We start from the raw sequence: 21,451 nt of genomic DNA, 5'->3' as shown, positions 1-21,451 counted from the left end.
GGGCAGAGAAACCGCTCGTATCGGCCACGCGTAGGGGAGAGGTAGCCGTTTGTGGCCATTCTGTATTCCGTCCGACGTCCTCTGCATGCGCCGATTCGCTGCTTCCCCGTTGTCGCTCTCCGTGACCCTGGTGATCGGGGTGGCTCTCTCCGCACTGCCCGTCGGGGCGCAGCAGCGCCCGTCGTCCCGGGCAGGCCGTGACAGCACCCGCCGGACGCCGGCGGACACTCTCACGCGCGACCAGCGTGCGGCCGTCAGGGAGGCCACCCGCGATGCCCGGGCGATCAGCCGGCGGTTGAGCGCGGGGGACAGCGCCACCCGGGCCGCACTCGCCGATGCGGCGGCCGCGACGGCATTTGCCTCCCCCGAGGCCCGCACCATCCTGCTCAAGGCCCGCGAGGCGCGGGAGCGGCAGGACAGCGCGCTCCGCTCATACCGGGCCACGACGACCCAGCGCATGTCGGTGAGCATGGGCGCGCGCAAGCTGGGGCTCGAGAAGCTGCTGTTCCGCGGCGACAACGTGGCCGAGATCTCCTGGCGGCGCGACGTGGGCGTGTGGATCAAGCCGCAGGGCTCGCGGCTCATGGTGCCCATGGCCTCCGACGTGCACGGGGACATGGTCTCGGCGATCAGCATCCCGTATTTCCCCGGCCGTGAGCAGTTGTGGTTCCCCTCGTCGGATTTTGGCGTGGCCAAGACCGATGTGGACGAACGCGACATCATCCACCCCCTCGCGCGTGGCGCCGAGCGGTGGTACCGCTACGAGACCGGTGATTCGGTGGACATCCGCATCGCCAATGATCGGGTCATCCATCTGCGCGAACTGCGGATCACGGCGCGCAAGCCGGAATGGCGCACGTTCGTGGGGTCATTCTGGTTCGACATCGATGGCGGCCAGCTCGTGCGTGCGGCGTATCGCATGGCGGCGGAGATCGACATCTGGAGCGTGGCCAACGAAGAGACCGCGCGTGAACTGATGGAGGACAGGGAACTGGCGCCCGTGCGGGATTCCATCCTGCGGGCCCGTCTGCCGCGGGATCTCTACGTGAGAGACAGCACACGTCGTGCCCAGGCCGCGGCCCGTCGCGATCCGGATGAAGACGAAGTGCCCCGTTGGGTGGCCGCCACGTTCCGTCCGGCCAAGGCGCGTCTGGATGCGATCACCGTCGAATACGGGTTGTATCAGGGCAAGTTCTGGTTGCCGCGCGCGCACAGCGCCACGGCCAGCGCGGATTTCATGTTCATGCGGGTGCCCTTCCGCATGGACGAGAAGTTCACCTACGAGTCGGTGGACGGCGACTTCACGCTGCCGCCCCTCCCGCCCGCCCGCGATCGTCTGGCGGCGGATTCCTCGACCAACCCGGCGGTGGTCGATGTGGGGGGCAGCAATGCGCAGATCTCGCTGGGCACGGGCAGCGGGAACGATCGTCGCCGGCAACGGCGTGATTCGGTGCAGGCGGCCGTGTACGGTTCCGCCAAAGTCCGGCAATGCGAGAAAGATACGACCTGGACGCGCATCGAAAATCGGTATGAGGGCGCGGTGCGTGTCGCGTATGAATTGCCATGCGACATGAAGCGACTCAGCGAGTCGCCGACGCTGCCGTCGGAGACAGCGGGTGACGGAGAGCTGTTCGACCTGCGCAGTCAGGAGGAGCTGGTCAAGGCACTCGGATTGTCGTTGCAGACGCCGTGGGCTCCGCAGATGCCCAAAGTGCGCATCGGATCGGATCTGATGCGATACAACCGGGTGGAAGGACTGTCGGTGGGTGTCGAGGCCACGCAGACGCTTGGCGCGGGCTTCACCGCACGCGCCGTGGGACGTATTGGTCATGCGGATCTGCATGCCAATGGCGAATTCTCGCTGGCCCGCAGCACCGGCGCGCGTACGGTCACGGCCAGTATGTACCATCGTCTGTCGGCGCTCAATCCCGAATGGGCGGGGGCCCTGTCGCTGGGCCCGTCATTGCCGGCGTTCCTGTATGGCCGCGATGAAGGGTTCTACTATCGCGCGATGGGCGTCTCGTTGCGTGAGCAGCGCGAACAACGGCGCGGTGCGCTCGAATACGGTCTCTTCGTGGAACGTCAGTGGACGGCCGGTGACAGTGACGTGGTCAACACCTTCTCGTTGGCGCGCGCGCTCGGCGGTCGGCGTTTCGGGATCAACCTGGCCGCCGAGCCCGGCGCTTATGCCGGTGTGAGCGGGACGGTGACCCGGCTGTTCATCGAGCAGCCGCGAGGCCTGCGTCTCACCGGCATCGCGCGGGCGGAGGCGGCCACGGGCACCTTCGAATACGCGCGCGGGTCCATCGAAAGCACGATTTCGCGACCGCTGGGGCCGACGGCCGTGGCACTGACCGGCGCCATCGGCAGTTCCATGGGACGGGTGCCGGCGCAGCGCAGCTGGATGGTGGGCGGACTTCGCACCGTGCGCGGTCAGTTGCCGGGCACGCAGGGTGGCGACGCGTACTGGCTCACCCGTGCGGAAGTGGGAACACGTTTCGGGGCATTCCGTCCGGTGACATTCTTCGACATCGGATGGGCAGGCAGCCGCAAGACATTCGGGCAGATTCAGCCCCAGCGTGGCGCCGGGATCGGTCTTGGTCTGCTGGACGGGTTGCTGCGATTCGACATTGCGAAGGGTCTCTATCCCTTCAAGGGATGGCGCAGCGATTTTTATCTCGAAGCGCCGATCTGAACCGCGGCGTGTGAACTGATCCACGCCGATCCACGATGATGGTCCGGATCTTCGGCATTTTCCCGAAGATCCCGTTGCCATGTCGCGACTCACTGCAGCTCTGGCGCCCATGAGCCGACACTCCGAATATTGGCATTCACAAGGTCTGTCGTTCATCACTGCCGGAGTCGTTCCCTGCCTTTCGAGTTCGTGTACGCCGCGGCTTTTGCGTTGCTGCTGTCCCAGCTTCGCGACAAGGCGCCGATGTCGGATGTTCTCGCCAGCGTGCAGCGATTGTGTGCGCTTGCCCGCGTGGGCAGTGTGACGCTGCGTGCCGATGCTGCTGGCGAGGAGGTGCCGTCGGCCGTCGGGAACGCGCTCGTCTTGTTGCGGGAGGTGTTCGGCGCTCACGATCTCGAAGCCATCGATATCGCGGCGACGGTCACCGACGCCGAATTCATCAAGCTGGCCGGCATTCTGACCGGTCCTTCCTCTTCGGTGAGAGGAGGCATTCTCGAGACGGCGGATGCGTTGTCCATCTGGAATGCCCGCCTGCACGTCCGCGGTCTTTCACCGCGTCCCACGCCTCCGGGGATGCACGTCGTCGAACCGGCGGCGTGGCCGACTCCGACCGCGCCGGACGTCCCGCATGCAGCGCCTCGACCGGATGCGCACCCGGATACACGAGCGGACATACGACAGCCTCCGCCCGCTGCATCGGTGCATGTGCCGGCATCACCGGCCAGCGATGAGCCCGATGTGTCGACCGCATTGGTGCACGCCGTGGCCGCCGCCGTGGCACGGGACGATGCGGCCGAGGTGTGCCGGCTGCTCGAGCGCATCGAAGACCCGCGTCGCTATGCGGAGGCGGCCACGCGCGATGCCCTCGTGCTGGCGGTGGAACAGCTGGTGGACGTGCCCGCCGATCGCGATCGGGTGCAGGTGTTGCTCCGGCGCGCCGGTGTGGCCGGTGCGCGCGCGATCTTCACGCAGTTGATGGGATCCACCGAGATGGCGGAGCGTCGGTTGCTCTACGATGCGGCCGCCGCGCATCCGGCCATTGCCGAGGTGGCGCGTGCGCATTGCCACCACGCCATGTGGTATGTGGTTCGCAATGCCGCGGGTCTGCTCGGTGAGAGTCGTTCTCCTGCCATGATCCCCGATCTCAGCAAACTGTTGCGACACGAGGACGCGCGGGTGCGTGCGGCCGCCGTAGTGGCGCTCGGGCGCATTGGCGGACCGGTCGCCACGGCCAGTCTCGAATCGGTGCTCACCGATCCGTCCAGCGATGTGCGCAATCGTGCACTGGCCATCGTCTTTGCCTCGCCGGAGTCCGATCCGCTGGCCGACCGCATGCTGCTGGCGCTCGAGGAGGAAAGCACGCTCGAGTTCCAGCTGGAGATGATCCACTCGCTCGCGCACGTACCCACACCCCGGGCCCGTGGCCGGCTGGAAGCGTTCGTCACCATGGAGGCGAAGACGGCCGATGACTATCAGATCCGTCTCGCGGCCATGGCGGCTCTGGCGGCCGGACATCGCCCGGCCGCCGATCCGGTGTTACGAGGGCTGCTCGACGACCCGACTTCGACGATCGCCGAGCGCGCTGCCGCCTTGCTCGGCTGAGACCCGTGCGCGCAGGCGGGTGATCCACTGATCCCTGATGCGTGAGACATGCTCGGCGGCACCACGCGGCTTCACCTTGCGCCAGTGCACATGTTGATGATCCCAGTCGTCCAGCAGCCAGCGGGCCCGCGCGCTTTCCGTGCGGGCCAGATGCAGCCGCAGCAGGAGATACAGCAACGTGTCGTCCTCGGCATCCGGTTCGGCGAGCAACACCATCTCGTGATTGAGCCGACTGGCAAAGGTGTCCCCTTCGTCGAAGACATACGCCACGCCGTTGGACATGCCCGCACCGAAGTTACGACCCGCGCGCCCCAGCACGGCGACCACGCCGCCGGTCATGTATTCACAGGCATGATTGCCCACGCCTTCCACGACCGCGCAAGCGCCTGAATTGCGCACGGCGAAACGGTCGCCTGCCTGGCCCGCGGCGCACAGCACCCCGTCGGTGGCGGCATAGAGCACGGTGTTGCCGAGAATCATGTTGAGATGACTCGCGCCCTGATAACGCGCGAGACGGAAGGGACGCACGACGATCTCGCCTCCACTCAGACCCTTGCCCACGTAGTCGTTGGCTTCGCCGTCGAGCGTGAGCTGCATGCCGCGCACGGCGAAGGCGCCGAAGCTCTGGCCGGCGCTGCCCTGAAACGCGAGCTGCAACGTGCCATCGGCCAGGCCGGTATTGCCGTGCCGTTCGGCCAGCACGCCGGCAATCCGTGCTCCCACCGTGAGATGATGATTGCGGATGGTATACTGGCCACTGAACGGCAGTCCCTCGTTGACGGTGACCGCCGCATCGGCCAGGATCTGCTCGTCGAGCACCTGCAGACCATGCCGTTCGTTGCGTTCCGTGGTGCGGTGACGGGGTTCGTCGATGCGACGCGGCGGAGAGAGCACCTGCGACAGATCGAGCATCGTGGACCGCGGAAGCTCCGGCCGTTCCGCGCGTTGCAACAGCTCCACCCTGCCGATGATCTCCGCGAGGGAGCGGGCGCCCAGCAGGGCCAGTTCCGTGCGCACATCCTCGGCCAGTCTCGTGAAGAACGCGATGACGTGTTCCGGCGTACCGCGGAACTTCGCGCGCAGGTCTTCACGTTGTGTCGCGATGCCGGTGGGGCAGGTGTTGAGATGACATTGACGCGCCATGTCACATCCCAGCGCGACCAGTGGGGCCGTCCCGAATCCATAGGATTCCGCGCCAAGCAGCGCCGCGATGATCACGTCGCGCGCGTTGGTGAGGCCGCCGTCCACGCGCACCTCCACCCGATGACGCAATCCATTGGCCACCAGCACCTGCTGGGCCTCGGCGAGCCCCAGTTCCCACGGAGAACCCGCATGCTTGATGCTCGACAGCGGTGATGCGCCGGTGCCGCCATTGTGTCCGGCGATGAGCACGTAGTCGGCAAAGGCCTTCGCCACACCAGCCGCCACCGTGCCCACGCCAGACTCGGCGACGAGCTTCACGCCGACGCGCGCGCGCGGATTCACCGTCTTGAGGTCGTGCACGAGCTGTGCGAGGTCTTCGATGCTGTAGATGTCGTGATGCGGTGGTGGGGAGATGAGTCCCACACCGGGCGTGCTGTGCCGCAGGCGGGCAATGAGCTCCGTGACCTTGTGGCCCGGGAGCTGTCCGCCTTCACCGGGCTTGGCGCCCTGCACGATCTTGATCTCCAGTTCATCGGCCCGCGCGAGATACTCCGCCGTGACGCCGAACCGAGCCGACGCCACCTGCTTGATGCGGCTGTCGCGACGATCGCCCGCGGTATCGGTATCGGTCTTGGCATCCGCGTACGCCGCGGCATCTTCACCGCCCTCGCCGGAGTTGGAGCGGGCCTGGATGCGATTCATGGCGATGGTGATGGTCTCGTGTGCTTCGGGAGACAGCGCCCCGAGCGACATGGCCGATGCGATGAACCGCGCCCGAATGGCCCCCATCGGTTCCACCTCCTCGATGGGGATGGACTGACCGGGACGCAACGTCAGCAGGTCGCGCACGGACGATGGAGTGGCCTGCTCCGTGTTGCGGGCAAACGTGCGCCACGCTTCGTCCGGATCGACACCGGCGCGGCGTGCGCTGCCAACGGCCTGCTGCAGTACCTGCGCGCGACGCGGAGCCCAGGCGTGCGCTTCGCCATCCTTGCGGAAACGCACGCGTCCGTAGTCCGGCAGTGCCGTGAGCGCGGTGCCGTCGGTGGTGTAGGCCCGTCGATGGCGCAACAGCGCGTCTTCACTGAGTTCCCGCAGGGTGAGACCACCAAGTGGCGACGCGGTGCCGGCGAAGCAGCGGTCGATCACGTCGGCACCGAGTCCCAGCGCGTCGAATGTCTGCGCACCGCAGTAGCTCGCGAGGGTGGAGATCCCCATCTTGGCGAGCACCTTGAGCAGTCCCTTCTCCACGGCCGTGCGATATCGCGACTGCGCGAGGGCCGGCCCCGGGCGTTCCACATCGTTGTCGGCCCGTCCGTGCGCTTCCGCGAACAGTGTGGCAACCGTTTCCATGGCCAGCCACGGATACACCGCTTCGGCTCCGTAACCGAAGAGTGTGGCCATGTGGTGCTGCTCGATCGCATCGCCGGCTTCCACGACGAGACCCACACGTGCGCGCAGACCGGTGCGCACCAGATGTTGGCGGATGGCGCCCAGGGCCAGCAATACGGGAATGGGGGCGCGTTCGGCGCTCACCTTTCGGTCGCTGATGATGAGCAGGCGGGCGCCTTTGCGGGCCGCCACCTCGGCGCGCCGGCACAGTGTATCGAGTGCCGCTTCGAGAGCCTCCGGACGGGCCTGCGCCGTGTAGGTGGCGTCGAGCGTGGCATGCGGCATGTCGGGGAAAGCCCTGAGCGCGGCCATCTCGTCGGGCAGCAGCACCGGATGCTCGATGCGCAGCATGCGGGCATACGAGGACTTCTCCACCAGCGGCGATCCCCGTCGTCCGAGGTGCATGCGCAGTGACATCACCATCGATTCGCGGAGCGAGTCCATGGGTGGATTGGTGACCTGCGCGAATCGCTGCCGGAAGAACGCGTACAGCGGCGGTGTGGTGGACGACAGCACCGCCAACGGCGCGTCGTCACCCATGCTCCACACCACTTCCGCCGCCGATGTCGCCATGGGTTCGAGCACGAGACGGAGATCCTCGTTGCCGTAGCCGAACGCGGCCTGCGTGGCGCGCAACTGATCGCTCGAGCGCACGAGCGGTTCGGCGCCATCGCTGGTGGGCAGTGTGGCCATGTGCTGCGCGATCCACTTCGCGTACGGCCGGCGCGTGGCCACTTCACGCTTGGCCGCCATGTTGCGAACGATGCGCTTGCCGGCCGTGTCCACCAGAAATACGCCACCCGGTCCGAGCTTGCCCGTTTCCACCACGTCACGCGGATCGAAGTCGACGATGCCCACTTCGGAGCCGGCCACCACCATGCCGTCGGCGCGGATCTTGTAGCGACACGGACGCAGACCGTTCCGGTCGAGCGACACCGCCACCTGGATGCCATCGCTGTAGGCGAGGGCCGCCGGCCCATCCCAGGGTTCGATGACACACTGATGGTATTCGTAGAACGCCTTCACCACGGGTTCCACGTCGGGATACTTCTCCCAGGCCTGCGGCACCAGCATCATCGTCGCGTGCACCGGCGACCGGCCGGCCCGTACGAGCAGTTCGAGCGCGTTGTCGAGACTGGCCGAGTCGCTGCCCCGCGGGCGGATGGGATCGCGCAGACGTTCCGCATGGGCACCAAAATCCGGCGCTTCCAGCAACGGGGCGCGCATGGCCATCGCGTTGCGATTGCCCCAAAGCGTATTGATCTCGCCATTGTGTCCGAGCATGCGGAACGGTTGGGCGAGTTCCCAGCGCGGCATGGTGTTCGTGGCATAGCGCTCGTGAAAGACGGCAATGGCCGTTTCGAACGCGGGGTCGCGGAGGTCCGGATAGAAGTCGCCGAGCTGTCCGCCGGTGAGCAGGCCCTTGTACACGACCGTGCGACACGAGAGTGAGCAGATGTAGAACGGTTCGAGTCCACGGGCGAGTGCGCGATGCTCCATCTCCCTTCGTGCGAGATAGAGCTGTCGTTCCCAGGCGTCGTCGTCACTGCCGGCGGGCCGACCCACGAGGATCTGCGCGATGGTGGGCATGGCCGCACGCGCGGATGGACCGAGCACTTCGGGGCGCACCGGCACGTCGCGCCATCCCAGTACGGGGATGCCGTCACCGAGCAGCACGTCGTTCACGAGCGACATGGCTTCTTCGCGCGCACGTTGGTCGACGGGGAGAAAACACATACCCACCCCGACCGCGGCATCGGCCGGGAGATGAATGCCGAGGCGCGAGGCGGCCAGGATGAACAGGCGTCTCGGGATCTGTGTGAGCAGACCGGCTCCATCGGCGGAGCTGTCCGCGGCCGACGCCCCCCGATGGGCGAGACGGGCCGCGGCTTCCACCGCCAGGCTCACCACTTCGTGCGTGCGCTCGCCGCTCTGCCGGGCGATGAAGCCCACACCGCAGGCATCGCGCGGCGCGTAGGGGGAACCCACCGAATCGTCGAACAGGGAACCGCTGACGCGATGCGCTGGCATGGAGAAACCGGAACGGGGTGACCGATGGGCACGCAGCAGCCCGCGACGGTCGTCGCGGGTGGCTACGGCGGAAAAAAGCGGGGGTGAAACCTGGCCGTCCCTCCGCCGTTAGGTGCGCCATCGGCGGAGTCAAACCTTTTGCGACATGCCGCTGTCAGAACGCTCGACCTGAAGAACGTTCGTTACCCAGCAGCGCCGCCTGCCGACGCCGCTACGGGCCTTCCGAATCCCTGCGTATGAGAAACCTCACGCTGGCGTTGCGCATGCTGCGCAAGACGCCCTTTGTCACCGCGATCGCCGTGCTGTCACTGGCGCTCGGCATCGGAGCCAACGCGGCGATCTACTCGCTGTTCGAGCAGTTTCTGCTGCGAAACCTGCCCGTGCGTGCGCCCGGCGAACTGGTGAACCTCTCGGCGCCCGGACCCAAGCCGGGATCGACGAGCTGCAATCAGGCGGGCGACTGCGATGACGTCTTCAGTTATCCGATGTTCCGCGATTTGGAGCAAAAGCAGACCGCGCTGGCAGGCGTGGCTGGCCACGTGAACTTCGGGGCCAACCTCTCGGTGCGGAATGAAGCGTTCTCGGGGCGCGGCATGTTCGTCTCCGGAGGCTACTTCGGTCTGCTGGGCGTCAAGCCGGCGATCGGGCGGCTGCTGCAGCCGACCGACGACGGCGTCATCGGGGCCAACTTCGTGACCGTGTTGAGTCACGAGTTCTGGCGGGAACGATACGGCAGCGATCCCAAAATCGTTGGACAGACGCTGATCGTGAATGGTCAGACCCTCACGATCCTCGGTGTGGCGGAAGAAGGATTCCGGGGCACTACGCTCGGTGCCGAGCCGATGGTGTACGTGCCCGTGAGCATGCGAGCCGCGGTGACGACGTGGCGACCCGACTTCGAAAACCGTCGCAACTACTGGCTCTATGTGTTCGGTCGGCTCAAGCCCGGCAGCTCCATCACCCAGGCGTCCACCCAGCTCAACACCCTGTATCGCTCCCTCCTGCTGGATGTCGAAGTCCCGTTGCAGCAGAGCATGAGCGATGCGACGATGGCGCATTTCAAGGCCAGAACCATCACGTTCACGCCAGGTGCCCGCGGACAGAGCAGCATTCATCGCGAAGCGAAGACGCCATTGATCATGCTCTTCGCGATCACGGCGACGGTGCTGCTCATCGCCTGCGCCAACATTGCCAATCTCCTGCTGGCCCGCGGGGCGAGCCGTGCCACCGAGATGGGTGTGCGTCTCGCGCTCGGGGCGACTCGCGGGCAACTGTTGCGACAATTGCTCACCGAGTCGGTGGTGCTGGGCATCCTGGGCGGCGTGGTGAGTCTGCTCGTGGCCATGTGGACGCTGAAGAGCGTGGCGTCCTTCATGCCTCCCGAGGCATTGACCACGATGGACATCTCCCTGCGTCCGGCCATGGTGGCCTTCGCGGCCGTGCTGGCCGTGGGCACGGGGCTGGTCTTCGGTCTCTTTCCCGCCCTGCACAGTACCCGCGCCGATCTCATCTCCACGATCCGCGCCGGTGCCGGCCAGATCACGGGCGGCGGGCGCGCCGCCTCCCGGTTCCGCACCGCGCTCGTCGTCGTGCAGATCGCCCTCTCGGTCGCCCTGCTCGTATCGTCGGGGCTCTTCCTCAAGAGTCTCGTCAACGTCAGCAAGGCGGACCTGGGACTGTCCATCGATCAGGTGGCGATGTTCGACATCTCACCGATGCGCAGCGGCTACGACAGCACACGCGCCAAGGTGCTCTACGAGCGCGTGGAGCAGGAACTGCGGGCGCTGCCGGGCGTCACCGACGTGAGTTCGGCACGCGTCGCCGTGCTGGGCGGCAGCAACTGGGGCACCGACGTGCGGGTGCAGGGCTTCACCTGCCTCCCCGATACCGACTGCAACGCCCGCTACAACGTCATCGGGTCGGGCTTCCTGACGACCTTGGGCATGACCCTGTTGGCGGGCCGCGAGTTCACCGACGCCGATCGTGTGGGCACGGCGAGAGTGGCGCTGGTGAACGAAGCCTTCGCGAAGAAGTTCAATCTCGGCACCGATCCGCTCGGCAAGTTCATGTCGCGTGATGGACGCGATTCGCTCGACATCCAGATCGTCGGCTTCGTGCGCAACGCCAAGTACAGCGAGGTGAAAGACGAAGTGCCGCCGCTGTTCTTCACCCCCTGGCGGCAGGACAATACGGTCAGCTCGCTCACTTTCTACGTGAAGACGCGACAGTCGCCCGCCGACATCCTGCAGTCCATCAATGCCGTCATGCGCCGTCTCGATGCCACCGTGCCGGTGGAGGATCTCAAGACGATGCCACAGCAGATGCGCGAGAACGTCTTCCTCGATCGCATGATCAGCACCCTCGCCGGGGCCTTCGCGGTGCTGGCCACGCTGCTCGCCGCCGTGGGACTCTACGGCGTGCTGTCCTATTCGGTCACGCAGCGCACGCGGGAGATCGGCGTGCGCATGGCCCTCGGCGCGGATGCCGCTCGTGTGCGGGCCCTCGTGCTGCGGCAGGTCGGTGGCATGACGCTCATCGGGGCCGCCATCGGGATTGCCGCCGCGTTCGCGATCGGACGCGCCGCCCAGTCCCAGCTCTATCAACTGCAGGGGCACGATCCGGTGGTGTTCGTGAGCGCGGTTCTCGCTCTCGTGCTCGTGGCATTCGCGGCCGGGTTCATGCCGGCGCGCCGCGCCGCGCAGGTCGACCCCATGCATGCCCTGCGCTACGACTGATGCCACGATCGATCCCTCGATCGATCCACCGATCGGGCCCCGAGACTCACTGACACAGACACATGGATATCGTCCGGACTCCGAAGAAGTCCTACAGGAAACAGATCCTCATCGGTTCGGCGGTGGCCGGCGTGGTGATCGTCACCGCGGCACTCACCCGTCTCGATCCCGCCGTGCCCACGGTCGAACGGGCCGCCGTGCTGCTCGACACCGTCAAGCAGGGCGACATCGTACGCGAAGTGCGCGGCCCCGGAACACTGGTGCCCGAGCACATCCGCTGGATCACCGCGCAGGCATCGGCGCGTGTGGAACGGCTGCACACCGAGTCGGGGCGCAACGTCGGCAGCAGCGAACTGCTGCTCGAACTCTCCAATCCCGACCTGCAGATCCAGACGATGCAGGCGGAACAGCAGGCGCGGCAGGCGGAGATCGATCTCATCAACCTGCGCACCAATCTGCGGAGTGCCATCCTCACGCAGGAGGGCACGGTGGCCTCCACACGCACCCAACTGGTGAGCAGTTCGCAGGAGGCCCGTGCGGCCGATTCGCTGGTGCGTCTCGGACTCGTACCTCCGTTCGAAGCCACGAACCGCAAGACGGCCGCGGAGGAGTTCACCACCCGCTACCGCGTGGAACAGGAGCGGCTGGCACTCATGCAATCCGCCATCGATTCCCAGATCGCCGTGCAGGCGTCGCGTGTCGTGCAGCTGCGGGCCATCGCCGAGAATCAGCAGGCGCGTCTGCGGTCGCTGCAGGTGCGCGCACCCGAAGAAGGGGTGTTGCAGGAGCTCACGTTGCAGCTCGGACAGTGGGTACCCGAGGGGACCACGCTGGCCAAGGTGGTGCAGCCCGGAAAGCTCAAAGCGGTGCTCCGCATTCCCGAGTCGCAGGCAAAGGATGTGCAGATCGGACAGAAGGCCACGGTCGATACCCGCAACGGCATCGTGCCGGGGCATGTGATCCGCAAGGATCCCTCGGCGCAGGGCGGTTCGGTCATCATCGATGTCGCACTCGATGGGCCGCTGCCCGCGGGCGCCGTGCCCGATCTCAGCATCGATGGCACGATCGTCATCGACCGTCTCACGAACGTGCTGTATGCCGGTCGCCCGGCGTCGAGTGCGGGAACGGGAAACACATCGGTATTCCGTGTGGATGCCGATGGCAAGACGGCGGTGCGGGTGCCGGTGGTGCTTGGACGCAGCTCCGTCAACTCCATCGAGATCCTGAACGGGCTGGCCGTTGGCGATCGCATCATCCTGTCCGATCTCAGCAGCGTTTCGACTGCCGAGAAGATCCGTATCCGATAACCGGAACCCCATTCATGCCGAGTGCTCACGAACCGCAGGCCACGCCGCTGATTCACATGCAGGGCATCCGCAAAGTGTTCTTCACCGACGAGGTGGAGACACACGCCCTCGCCGACGTGCACTTCGATATCCGGAAGGGCGAGTATGTCGCGATCGCGGGGCCTTCGGGGTGCGGCAAGACCACGCTGCTGTCCATCCTCGGCCTGCTGGATGCGCCGAGCGGTGGGGAGTATCAGATCGCCGGCACGTCGGTGGCGCATCTGGGCGCCGCCGATCGGGCGCGCGTCCGCAACAAGGAGATCGGCTTCATTTTCCAGGCCTTCAATCTCATCGGCGATCTGACGGTGTGGGAGAATGTGGAGCTGCCCCTCACCTATCGCGAGATGGACGCCGCGGAACGCAAGGACCGCGTACAGAAGGCCCTGGAACGCGTGGGGATGACACATCGCGCCAAACACTTTCCGTCACAGCTTTCCGGTGGTCAGCAGCAGCGCATTGCGGTGGCGCGGGCCGTGGCCGGCGATCCGGCGATTCTCCTGGCGGATGAACCCACGGGCAATCTCGATTCGCGCAACGGCGAGGCGGTGATGGAACTGCTGCGTGAACTGCACGCGGCGGGGTCCACGGTCTGCATGGTCACACACGATGCGCGGTATGCGCAGCATGCGGAGCGTACCGTGCAACTCTTCGACGGCCGGATCGTTTCGGCGGACGCACCACTCGCGGAGCCGGCCCTGGCGTGAGGGGCGCGGCGTCCGGCTGGCGCGGGCTCGCGCTGGCCGGACGCACTGATGGCATACCGATATCGTACAGCTTCCGTGCCCTGGAATTCCGCGCGTACCGGGCGATCATACCCGCGACTCGTGCCGCCGCTGTCGCCTCAGGCGACACGGAATGATGACCGCACCCTGTTCGACGGGTTCCACCTTCACACCGCGACGGCGATTCCGCCCGTTTGCACGCGCAACCAGCCCGTGATCTCCGCGGCTGGACGCGGCGGTGAAAAGAGATATCCCTGTCCGTCGACACACCCCATCGTCGAGAGCGCGTCACGTTGCAGTGGCGATTCGACGCCTTCCGCGACGGTTCTGAGACTCAGCGTGTTGCCCAACGTGACGATGGTGCGGGCCAGCGCCGTGTCCGATCCTCCCTGCGCCACCCCTTCCACGAAAGCCCGGTCGATTTTGAGGACATCGACGGGGAATTTCTGCAGGTAACTGAGACTCGAGTACCCGGTGCCAAAATCGTCGATGGCGAGCCGCAGCCCCAGCGCCTTGAGGGCCGACAGGGTGCGCAGCGACGACTCGGTGTTGCGCATGATGACACTCTCGGTGATCTCGAGGGTGATACTGCCGGCCGGCGCACCGGTGCGGCGCAGAATCGCCGCCACGTCGTCCACGAAATCGTCTTCGGCGAGTTGACGGCCCGAGATGTTCACCGAAACGCCGGGCACCGAATCGGGCGCGCGTCGCTCACGCCACCAGAGCGTGCGCCATGTCACGAGTTGCTGGCAGGCCTCCTCGAGGACCCATCGGCCCAACGGCACGATGGCGCCCGTATGTTCGGCCACCGGGACGAACACGCTGGGTTCGACCGTGCCACGATGCGGGTGTTGCCACCGCAACAAGGCTTCGAGTCCACGCACCGCACCGGTGCGGAGATCCACGATGGGCTGATACGCCAGATGCAATCCGGATTGCTGCGGCGCGCCCGCCGCCGCACGGACATCGGTCTCCAGTTGCAGGCGCTGCACGATGGCCGCGTACATCGACGGTTCGAAGACGGCATGACGGGCTTTGCCGGCCTCTTTGGCTTCGTACATGGCGACATCGGCGTTGCGCAGCAGGGTGTCCACATCGTCGCCGGCGCTGGCATAGGCCACGCCCACGCTGGTGGCGATGCTCATCAGACGTCCTTCCAGCATGAGCGGACGCCGCAGCGCCACCTTGATGCGATTCACGATAGTCAGCGCCTCGGCCTCGTGGGGCAGGCGTTCCAGCAGCACGGCAAATTCGTCGCCGCCGAAGCGGGCGACGGTGTCCGACGCCCGCACTTCGGCGACGATGCGTTCGGAGATGGTTCGCAGGAGCTGATCGCCCGCCTCGTGCCCCAGACTGTCGTTCACACCCTTGAAATCGTCGAGATCGAGAAACAGCACGGCGAGACGATGGTCCGGATCACGCCCGGCCATGGTCAGTGCGTGTTCGAGGCGGTCCCGGAACAACGCCCGGTTGGCGAGCCCCGTCAGCGCATCGTGAAAGGCGCCGTGCAGCAGACGCGCTTCGAGTTCCTTGCGTTCGGTGACATCGCGGAAGAGCGTCTGCATGGCCGGTGTGCCTTCGAACGCGATCGAGACGGAAACGGCTTCGACTTCGCGAATGCCGCCGTCGAGCCGCACCAGCCGGTATTGCACGCGTGCCGGCCCCGAACCCAGTCGCTGCTGCACCATGGCCAGATCGTCGGGGTGCACAAAATCCGCCGCGCGGCGGCGCAGCAACTGCGTGCCCTCCCTGGCCCCGATGAGCAGCATGGCCGCATCGTTGGCGTAGATGACGCGGCCGTTGCGATGCACCACGATCGCTTCGGGTGAGTGTGTCATCAGCTGCCGGTAGCGCGCTTCGCTCTCCGCCAGCGCCCGCTGCCGGATCTCCAACCGTTCCCGCAGCGCTTCCTCGGCGGCCAGTGTCCGCAGCATCGATGCCTGGCGCGCCATCGCGAACCACGCCGCACCCCCCGCGATCAGCGATCCGAACGTGATCGTGATGTTGTGCGATTCCCAGATCGTCAGATGCGGGAAGATCGCGGACTTGCTCGCTTCGAAGATGAAGAACACGAGCGCGCCGATCATGGTCGCCAGCAACGTGGCACGCCAGCGCCGTTCCGCCGGAACGACGATGGCACGAAATTGCGAGGACGTGTTGGGGCCGAGTGTGGAACCGACAGGCGGCATGTGCCGGATGGGAGAGGGGAAGCGGGATCGGTGTGAGCGGATCCGCGTGACCGGGATCTGCGTGACGGTGCTGGCGTCTAGGGGTATCGGTGCTCCTCTCTCGCCACGGAGGCGTACGCTCTCCACTGTTACGTAACGAATCGATGACGCCGCTCCGTGCTGTCGGTATTCGAACGCATGCGCATTGTGCGCTCTCCGCAGGTTGCTGTGGCACTCTTTGGCAACCATGTTGACCTTGTGTGCAGGGCAGTACCGGCATGGCGGGGGCGGGGACCATCGGGAGCGGGCGGCTATCCAGCGCTGACGAGCGCGTGCGTTTGGCGGGCCTTCGTACGTTCCTTTCGGCAGTCCATCGGGGTATCCTAGGGCACTCATGGCCACCGATCGTCCCCGCACCGATGCCGCCACCGCGGATATCCTGCTCTGGCAGACGGGTTATCGCATCGTGCTGGCGCTGCTGGTGGGCAGCGCGGCCGTGGGACTCCGGCTCGCCGGCGTCCTCTCGCCACCGGAGGTGGTGCTCGAGACGGTGGGGCCGGAACTGGCCGACTGGCTGGTGGCCATCGTCACGGCCGTCTACGCCCTGCTGGCGATCGGCATTCGTGTCTACGTGCGGGCCACGCGTCGGGCAGGGGAGCCCCTTTCCACGCTGATGGTGGCGGCCGACATCGCCCTGGTCTTCTGGCTGGTGTTTCTGCTCGCCGAACCGCCGCACTATCATCGCGGGCTGCTGGTGGCGCTGTTCTCGCTGCAGCTCACGCATGTGTACTTCGGACGCGCGCCGGCGCTGCTCATGCTCGTGGCCACCGCGGCGGCCTACCTGCTACTCATGGACATCGGCGTGCGCCACCGGGCGGACATCGAGTGGAGCGATGCGTTGTTCACGCTGGCGCTGTTCGGGGTGGGCGCGTGGCTGGTGACGCGGGTGCAGACCCACCTGCACGAGCGTCTCGCCAATCTCGTGGCGATGTTCGAGCGCGCGGAGGAAGGGGATTTCAGCGACAGCTACGATGTCGCCGCCGACCGGCGTCCCGACGCCATCACGGCCGTGGGACGGGCCTACAATCGCATGCGCGGACAGTTGGCCACCATCGTGCTGACCGATCCGCTGTCAGGGTGTTTCAACCGCCGCGGTTTCGAGCAGCAGTACCGTCGCGAGCTGTCACGGGCCGCGCGCGCCCACACCGATGTCGCCCTGCTGGCCATCGACCTCGATCATTTCAAGCAGGTGAACGACACGCAGGGACATCTGGTGGGTGATCAGGTCATTGCCGAAGCGGGTGAGCTGCTGCGCGCGAGCGCCCGCGCGCAGGACGTGGTGGCGCGCACCGGCGGGGAGGAGTTCACCATTCTGGCGCCCGATACCTCGCTCGACGGGGCCCAGCATCTCGCCCTGCGTATCGTCGAGGCCTTCCGCCGACGCACGTTCGCCGAGCCCGACGGCCGGGTGAATGTCACCGTGTCCATCGGCGTGGTGGCGGACAACATCCGCGACGACGGAATCGCCGAAGCCCTGCGCGCCCGCGCCGACGAAGCGCTCTACGCCGCCAAACGCAGTGGACGCAACCGGGCCGTGCTCTGGTCACGCGGACTCAATGCGCTGCGGCTCAAACAGTCCGGCGATTCGGCGGTGGTACAGTAGCCGGCCGCAAGACTACAGTGCAGTGCACTGCAGTCGCATGTCGGCGCGGTGACCCGTGATACGGTGAGAAGCCGCCTACCCGCGCAACGTCAGCGTCCCTTCGCACATGATCACCGAGGCGCCGCCCACGCGCACGGCGGCGATGGTGCCCTGCTTCTTCTCGGCTTCGATGGACAACCGGCTCGGTCGTCCCATCTCGATGCCCTGCGCCACTTCCCACCGCAGCGTGCCGTCGCGCGGTGTGCGTGCGGCCAGATAGCCCGCCAGCGCCGCGTTGGCCGAGCCGGTGGCGGGATCTTCGGGTACGGTGCTGCCGGGCACGAACACACGCGCGCGGATGTCGCATCCCCGCACATGATCGGGCAGGCCGGCACCGTCGTCTTCACGGGTCATTGCGAACACCATCGGCCACGGCGCCCAGGTGCCGTCGAGCACACGCCGCCACATCGCCTGATCGAGGCGGGCGCGTGATACTGCCGCGGCGTTGCGCACGGGAATGATCTGAAAGGGCAACCCGCAGCTCGCGCCCACGGGGAGGTGATTGCCACCCACCAGATCGTCGCGCGTGAGTCCCACCACCGCGGCGAGCGCATCGAGGTCGGTCACCTCGGTGCGCTCTTCCGGCAGTTGCGCCGTGGTGAGCTGCGCATGCACGGGCACGCCGTGTTCGAGACGCACGGCCACCGGCACCGGCCCGACGTTCTCACCGAGCACCACTGTCATCGTGTCTTCCGCGACCCCATCACGCGCACCAACCTCGCCGGCACGCGCTTCGTCAGCACGCGCTTCGTCAGCACGCACTTCGTCAGCACGCACTTCGCCCGTGGCCACCAGCACATGCGCCGTCCCGATGGTCGGATGGCCGGCAAAGGGCACCTCCAGCTCGGGCGTGAAGATGCGCACCCGACGGGTCGTGCGCGCGTCCTCCGCCGGCAGCACGAACGTGCTCTCGGCGTAGTTGAACTCCCGCGTGATCGCCTGCAGCGTCTCGGTGGGCAGCCCATCGGCGCCAAAGACCACCGCGAGCTGATTGCCCGAGAAGGGAACCGATGTGAACACATCGGCGGTGACATAACGCAACGTCCGCATGCAGGTGCTCCAGGCGTCCTCGAATCGAGTGGTCGCGGCGCGTCAGGCGCCGAGGAACGGATACTTCCAGTCGAGCGGCGCAACGAACGTTTCCTTGATGGTGCGGGTGCTCACCCAGCGCATCAGGTTGCTCTTGGAGCCGGCCTTGTCGTTGGTGCCGGAGCCGCGGGCACCACCGAACGGCTGCTGTCCCACCACCGCGCCCGTCGGCTTGTCGTTGATGTAGAAGTTTCCGGCCGACTGGCGCAGCGCCACCATGGCTTCCTGCACGGCATGCCGGTCGCGCGCGAAGACCGCGCCGGTGAGGGCATAGGGCGACGTGCGATCGACCGTGGCGAGGATCTCGTTCCACTTCGCGTCGTCGTACACATGCACCGTGAGGATGGGACCGAACAACTCCTCGCACAGCAGGCGGTAGGCCGGATCACTGGTCTCCACGATGGTGGGCTGGATGAACCAGCCCTTCGAATCGTCCGCACCGCCACCGGCCACGATGGTGGCATTGGCGCGGGCGTCGTCGAGCGCACCCTTGAGTCGCGTGAACGCGCGCTGATCGATCACCGCGCCCACGAAGTTCGAGAAGTCGCGCACATCGCCCTGCTTCATCTCGGCCATCATCGCGATGCACCGTTCCTTTACCGTGGGCCACAGCGACGCCGGGACATACGCGCGGCTGGCCGCCGAACACTTCTGCCCCTGGTATTCGAACGCACCGCGCACCATGCCCACGGCCAGCGCCTGCGCGTCGGCGCTCGGATGCGCCACGATGAAATCCTTGCCGCCCGTCTCACCCACGATGCGGGGATACGACCGGTACTGGTTCATGTTCCGACCGATCGTCTCCCACATGCTGTTGAAGACCGCCGTCGATCCGGTGAAATGCACACCGGCCAGGTCGCGATGCGTGAGCGCGATCTCGGAGATCATCGCCGCGTCGCCGGGAATGAAGTTGACCACACCCGGCGGCAGTCCCGCTTCCTCGAGGAGCTGCATGGTGTACCACGACGAGAGCAGTGCGGTGGCCGAGGGTTTCCAGAGCACCACGTTGCCCATGAGCGCCGGCGCGCCCGGCAGGTTGCCGCCGATGGCCGTGAAGTTGAACGGCGTCACCGCATACACGAAGCCTTCCAGCGGACGGTAGTCGAGCTGGTTCCACATCGTGTGGTCGGAGAGCGGCTGCTCGTGATAGAGGTCCTGTGCGAACTGCACGTTGAAACGGAAGAAATCGATCAGTTCGCAGGCCGCGTCGATTTCCGCCTGGTGCACCGTCTTCGACTGGCCGAGCATGGTGGCGGCGTTGAGCGTATCGCGCCAGGACGTGGTCAGCAGTTCCGCGGCGCGCAGGAAAACGGCGGCACGATCCTCCCAGCGCCAGCGGCTCCAGTCGGCGGAGGCCTTCGCGGCCGCGTCGATCGCTTCACGGACGAGCTCGGGTGTGGCTTTGTGGTACCGGGCGAGCACCTGCTGGTGATCGCAGGGATTGTGCACCGTGCCCGTCTCGCCGGTGTGAATCCGACGTCCGCCGATCACGACCGGGATCTCGATCGTTTCCGTGGCCATGTGTGCGAGGCGCGCCTGGAGGGCGGCGCGTTCGGCGGAGCCCGGCGCATAGCTCCGCACGGGTTCGTTCACGGCGACGGGCACACGGCGCACCCCGTCGAAAGGGGCATAGGACATCGGGAAATCTCCGGCAAGATTCAGGAAAAGGAGAACCGCTGACGGAGAAAGCTAGCGTCGGCGCGTTCCCTGAGTACCCTTCGCCATGGTCTACTCGCGCATGGTCTCCAGGCTCCTTCTCGGGGCGGCGCTGTGTCTCCCGCTGGTCGCATGCGAACAGCCCGCCGTCACCTGGGCCGACGCCGTTCCGGAGCGCACGGCTCATCCGTCTCCGCTCGCGCATCCGCCGTTCGTGCCCTACGACTCCACGCTCGTGGCCACGACCCCGTATGCCGCGTTTCTCGAAACGCAGGACCGGTGGCGTGAAGCCGGTGCGACGTCGCTGCTGCTGACCCAGCTCGTGGGCATGCCCGAATCCCGCGAAACGCTCACCTCCGCGGCGACGATTCCGTCCATGGGGACGGGGCCGGCGGCCGAAACACCGCTGGGCGAGGGCGCGGCGCCGATCGACACGCTGCGTTGTGCGCGTTCGCTGCGCATCGTGACAGCGGGGGGGAAGGATCCCCGACAGGGACACGGACAGGTCGCCGTGTGGTGGACCCGGGCCACCGGCGGACGGGTGCATCTGATGGCGGCGTGGCGTGACTCGGTGCCCGGCGAGCCTATGCAGACGGCGTGGCGTGGACCCATTCCCGTGGACACGCTGGATCAGGGACCACGTGATGCCCAGGCGGCGGATCGGGGAGCGTATGGGTGCGCCAGGCCGGCTCCCAGTCTGGCCGTGGACAGCATCAACGGATACGTGCACGTGGCGTACGCCCTCACCGGCCCCGAAGGGCCCGGCATTTTTTACGCCCATCAGATGACGCCGCACGCGCTGTTCGAGCCTCCCGTGGCGGTGCTGTACGGTGCGCACCTGGGCGTCGTGCGTGTGGCATCCGACGGTGATCTCGTGGCGGTGGCCTATGAAGATCCCAACAGCCGCACCCGCGGACGGATCGGCCTCGCGATCTCCCGCACGGCCGGACACATCTTCGAAGAGCGACAGATGGTGAGCGTGGGCAGCACGGACTCCCGCGATCCGCACGTCGTCGCCCGGGGGCGCGCTGTCGTCGTCGGCTGGAGCGAGTTGGCCTCGTCTCCGGCGTCTTCAGCCGAACCCACGTTTCTCACGCGGCGCGCGCGGGTGCACTGAGCGGTTTCTGACCTCTGGTTTCTGGCCTCTGACTTCTGACTTCAGATCTTCAG

Annotated in this window: 11 protein-coding genes; 7 read left to right on the top strand and 4 right to left on the bottom strand. The window is 66.6% G+C overall.

Annotation, left to right across the window (positions count from 1 at the left end; all coding sequences use genetic code 11):
- Positions 1–85 precede the first annotated feature (85 nt).
- Together WG208_RS03865 and WG208_RS03860 are read left to right on the top strand one after the other, a co-directional pair.
- The gene (locus WG208_RS03865; RefSeq protein ID WP_337170006.1) at positions 86–2,695 is read left to right on the top strand and encodes a hypothetical protein; all 2,610 of its coding nucleotides are present in this window, start codon (positions 86–88) and stop codon (positions 2,693–2,695) included.
- 189 nt (positions 2,696–2,884) lie between these two features.
- A complete protein-coding gene (locus WG208_RS03860) occupies positions 2,885–4,297 on the top strand; it encodes a HEAT repeat domain-containing protein (protein WP_337170005.1) in 1,413 nt (470 codons plus the stop codon).
- Here the strand turns inward: WG208_RS03860 and gltB are convergent.
- Positions 4,232–8,863, bottom strand: a complete 4,632-nt coding sequence (gltB, locus tag WG208_RS03855; RefSeq protein WP_337170004.1) for a glutamate synthase large subunit — start codon at positions 8,861–8,863, stop codon at positions 4,232–4,234. The genes WG208_RS03860 and gltB overlap by 66 nt on opposite strands.
- 236 nt (positions 8,864–9,099) lie before the next feature.
- Between gltB and WG208_RS03850 the strand changes: the two genes are divergently transcribed.
- The 3 genes from WG208_RS03850 to WG208_RS03840 all read left to right on the top strand — a co-directional run bounded on the left by WG208_RS03850 (position 9,100) and on the right by WG208_RS03840 (position 13,648).
- Positions 9,100–11,598 (top strand): ABC transporter permease, encoded by a 2,499-nt coding sequence (locus WG208_RS03850; RefSeq protein ID WP_337170003.1) that lies wholly within the window; start codon positions 9,100–9,102, stop codon positions 11,596–11,598.
- Positions 11,599–11,660: 62 nt separating this feature from the next.
- On the top strand, positions 11,661–12,905 hold the full coding sequence (locus tag WG208_RS03845; protein ID WP_337170002.1) for an HlyD family efflux transporter periplasmic adaptor subunit: 1,245 nt from the start codon (positions 11,661–11,663) through the stop codon (positions 12,903–12,905).
- A gap of 14 nt (positions 12,906–12,919) precedes the next feature.
- Positions 12,920–13,648 (top strand): ABC transporter ATP-binding protein, encoded by a 729-nt coding sequence (locus WG208_RS03840; RefSeq protein ID WP_337170001.1) that lies wholly within the window; start codon positions 12,920–12,922, stop codon positions 13,646–13,648.
- A 185-nt stretch (positions 13,649–13,833) separates the two neighbouring features.
- Here the strand turns inward: WG208_RS03840 and WG208_RS03835 are convergent, their stop codons facing one another.
- On the bottom strand, positions 13,834–15,855 hold the full coding sequence (locus WG208_RS03835) for an EAL domain-containing protein (RefSeq protein ID WP_337170000.1): 2,022 nt from the start codon (positions 15,853–15,855) through the stop codon (positions 13,834–13,836).
- 373 nt (positions 15,856–16,228) lie between these two features.
- On the opposite strand from WG208_RS03835, the gene WG208_RS03830 reads away from it, so the two are divergent.
- Positions 16,229–17,497 (top strand): GGDEF domain-containing protein, encoded by a 1,269-nt coding sequence (locus tag WG208_RS03830; protein ID WP_337169999.1) that lies wholly within the window; start codon positions 16,229–16,231, stop codon positions 17,495–17,497.
- A gap of 75 nt (positions 17,498–17,572) precedes the next feature.
- Here the strand turns inward: WG208_RS03830 and WG208_RS03825 are convergent, their stop codons facing one another.
- The gene (locus tag WG208_RS03825) at positions 17,573–18,586 is read right to left on the bottom strand and encodes a PhzF family phenazine biosynthesis protein (protein WP_337169998.1); all 1,014 of its coding nucleotides are present in this window, start codon (positions 18,584–18,586) and stop codon (positions 17,573–17,575) included.
- Positions 18,587–18,628: 42 nt separating this feature from the next.
- Positions 18,629–20,263 carry an L-glutamate gamma-semialdehyde dehydrogenase gene (gene pruA / locus WG208_RS03820; RefSeq protein ID WP_337169997.1) on the bottom strand — a complete coding sequence of 545 codons (1,635 nt, stop codon included), beginning with the start codon at positions 20,261–20,263 and terminating at the stop codon, positions 18,629–18,631.
- Between the two features lie 85 nt (positions 20,264–20,348).
- On the opposite strand from pruA, the gene WG208_RS03815 reads away from it, so the two are divergent.
- A complete protein-coding gene (locus WG208_RS03815) occupies positions 20,349–21,398 on the top strand; it encodes a hypothetical protein (protein WP_337169996.1) in 1,050 nt (349 codons plus the stop codon).
- The last annotated feature ends 53 nt before the right edge of the window (positions 21,399–21,451 follow it).

The sequence above is a fragment of the Gemmatimonas aurantiaca genome (assembly GCF_037190085.1).
GTDB lineage: Bacteria > Gemmatimonadota > Gemmatimonadetes > Gemmatimonadales > Gemmatimonadaceae > Gemmatimonas > Gemmatimonas aurantiaca_A.
The sequence above is the reverse complement of the archived record's forward strand: the minus strand, read 5'-3'. Positions and strand labels throughout refer to the sequence as shown.

Bases quoted from the DNA above. Each gene is read 5' to 3' on its own strand.
- WG208_RS03825 (WP_337169998.1), bottom strand. From the start codon at position 18,586: ATGCGGACGTTGCGTTATGTCACCGCCGATGTGTTCACATCGGTTCCC.
- WG208_RS03830 (WP_337169999.1), top strand. From the start codon at position 16,229: ATGGCCACCGATCGTCCCCGCACCGATGCCGCCACCGCGGATATCCTG.
- WG208_RS03845 (WP_337170002.1), top strand. From the start codon at position 11,661: ATGGATATCGTCCGGACTCCGAAGAAGTCCTACAGGAAACAGATCCTC.
- WG208_RS03835 (WP_337170000.1), bottom strand. From the start codon at position 15,855: ATGCCGCCTGTCGGTTCCACACTCGGCCCCAACACGTCCTCGCAATTT.
- WG208_RS03815 (WP_337169996.1), top strand. From the start codon at position 20,349: ATGGTCTACTCGCGCATGGTCTCCAGGCTCCTTCTCGGGGCGGCGCTG.
- gltB (WP_337170004.1), bottom strand. From the start codon at position 8,863: ATGCCAGCGCATCGCGTCAGCGGTTCCCTGTTCGACGATTCGGTGGGT.
- pruA (WP_337169997.1), bottom strand. From the start codon at position 20,263: ATGTCCTATGCCCCTTTCGACGGGGTGCGCCGTGTGCCCGTCGCCGTG.
- WG208_RS03865 (WP_337170006.1), top strand. From the start codon at position 86: ATGCGCCGATTCGCTGCTTCCCCGTTGTCGCTCTCCGTGACCCTGGTG.
- WG208_RS03850 (WP_337170003.1), top strand. From the start codon at position 9,100: ATGAGAAACCTCACGCTGGCGTTGCGCATGCTGCGCAAGACGCCCTTT.
- WG208_RS03840 (WP_337170001.1), top strand. From the start codon at position 12,920: ATGCCGAGTGCTCACGAACCGCAGGCCACGCCGCTGATTCACATGCAG.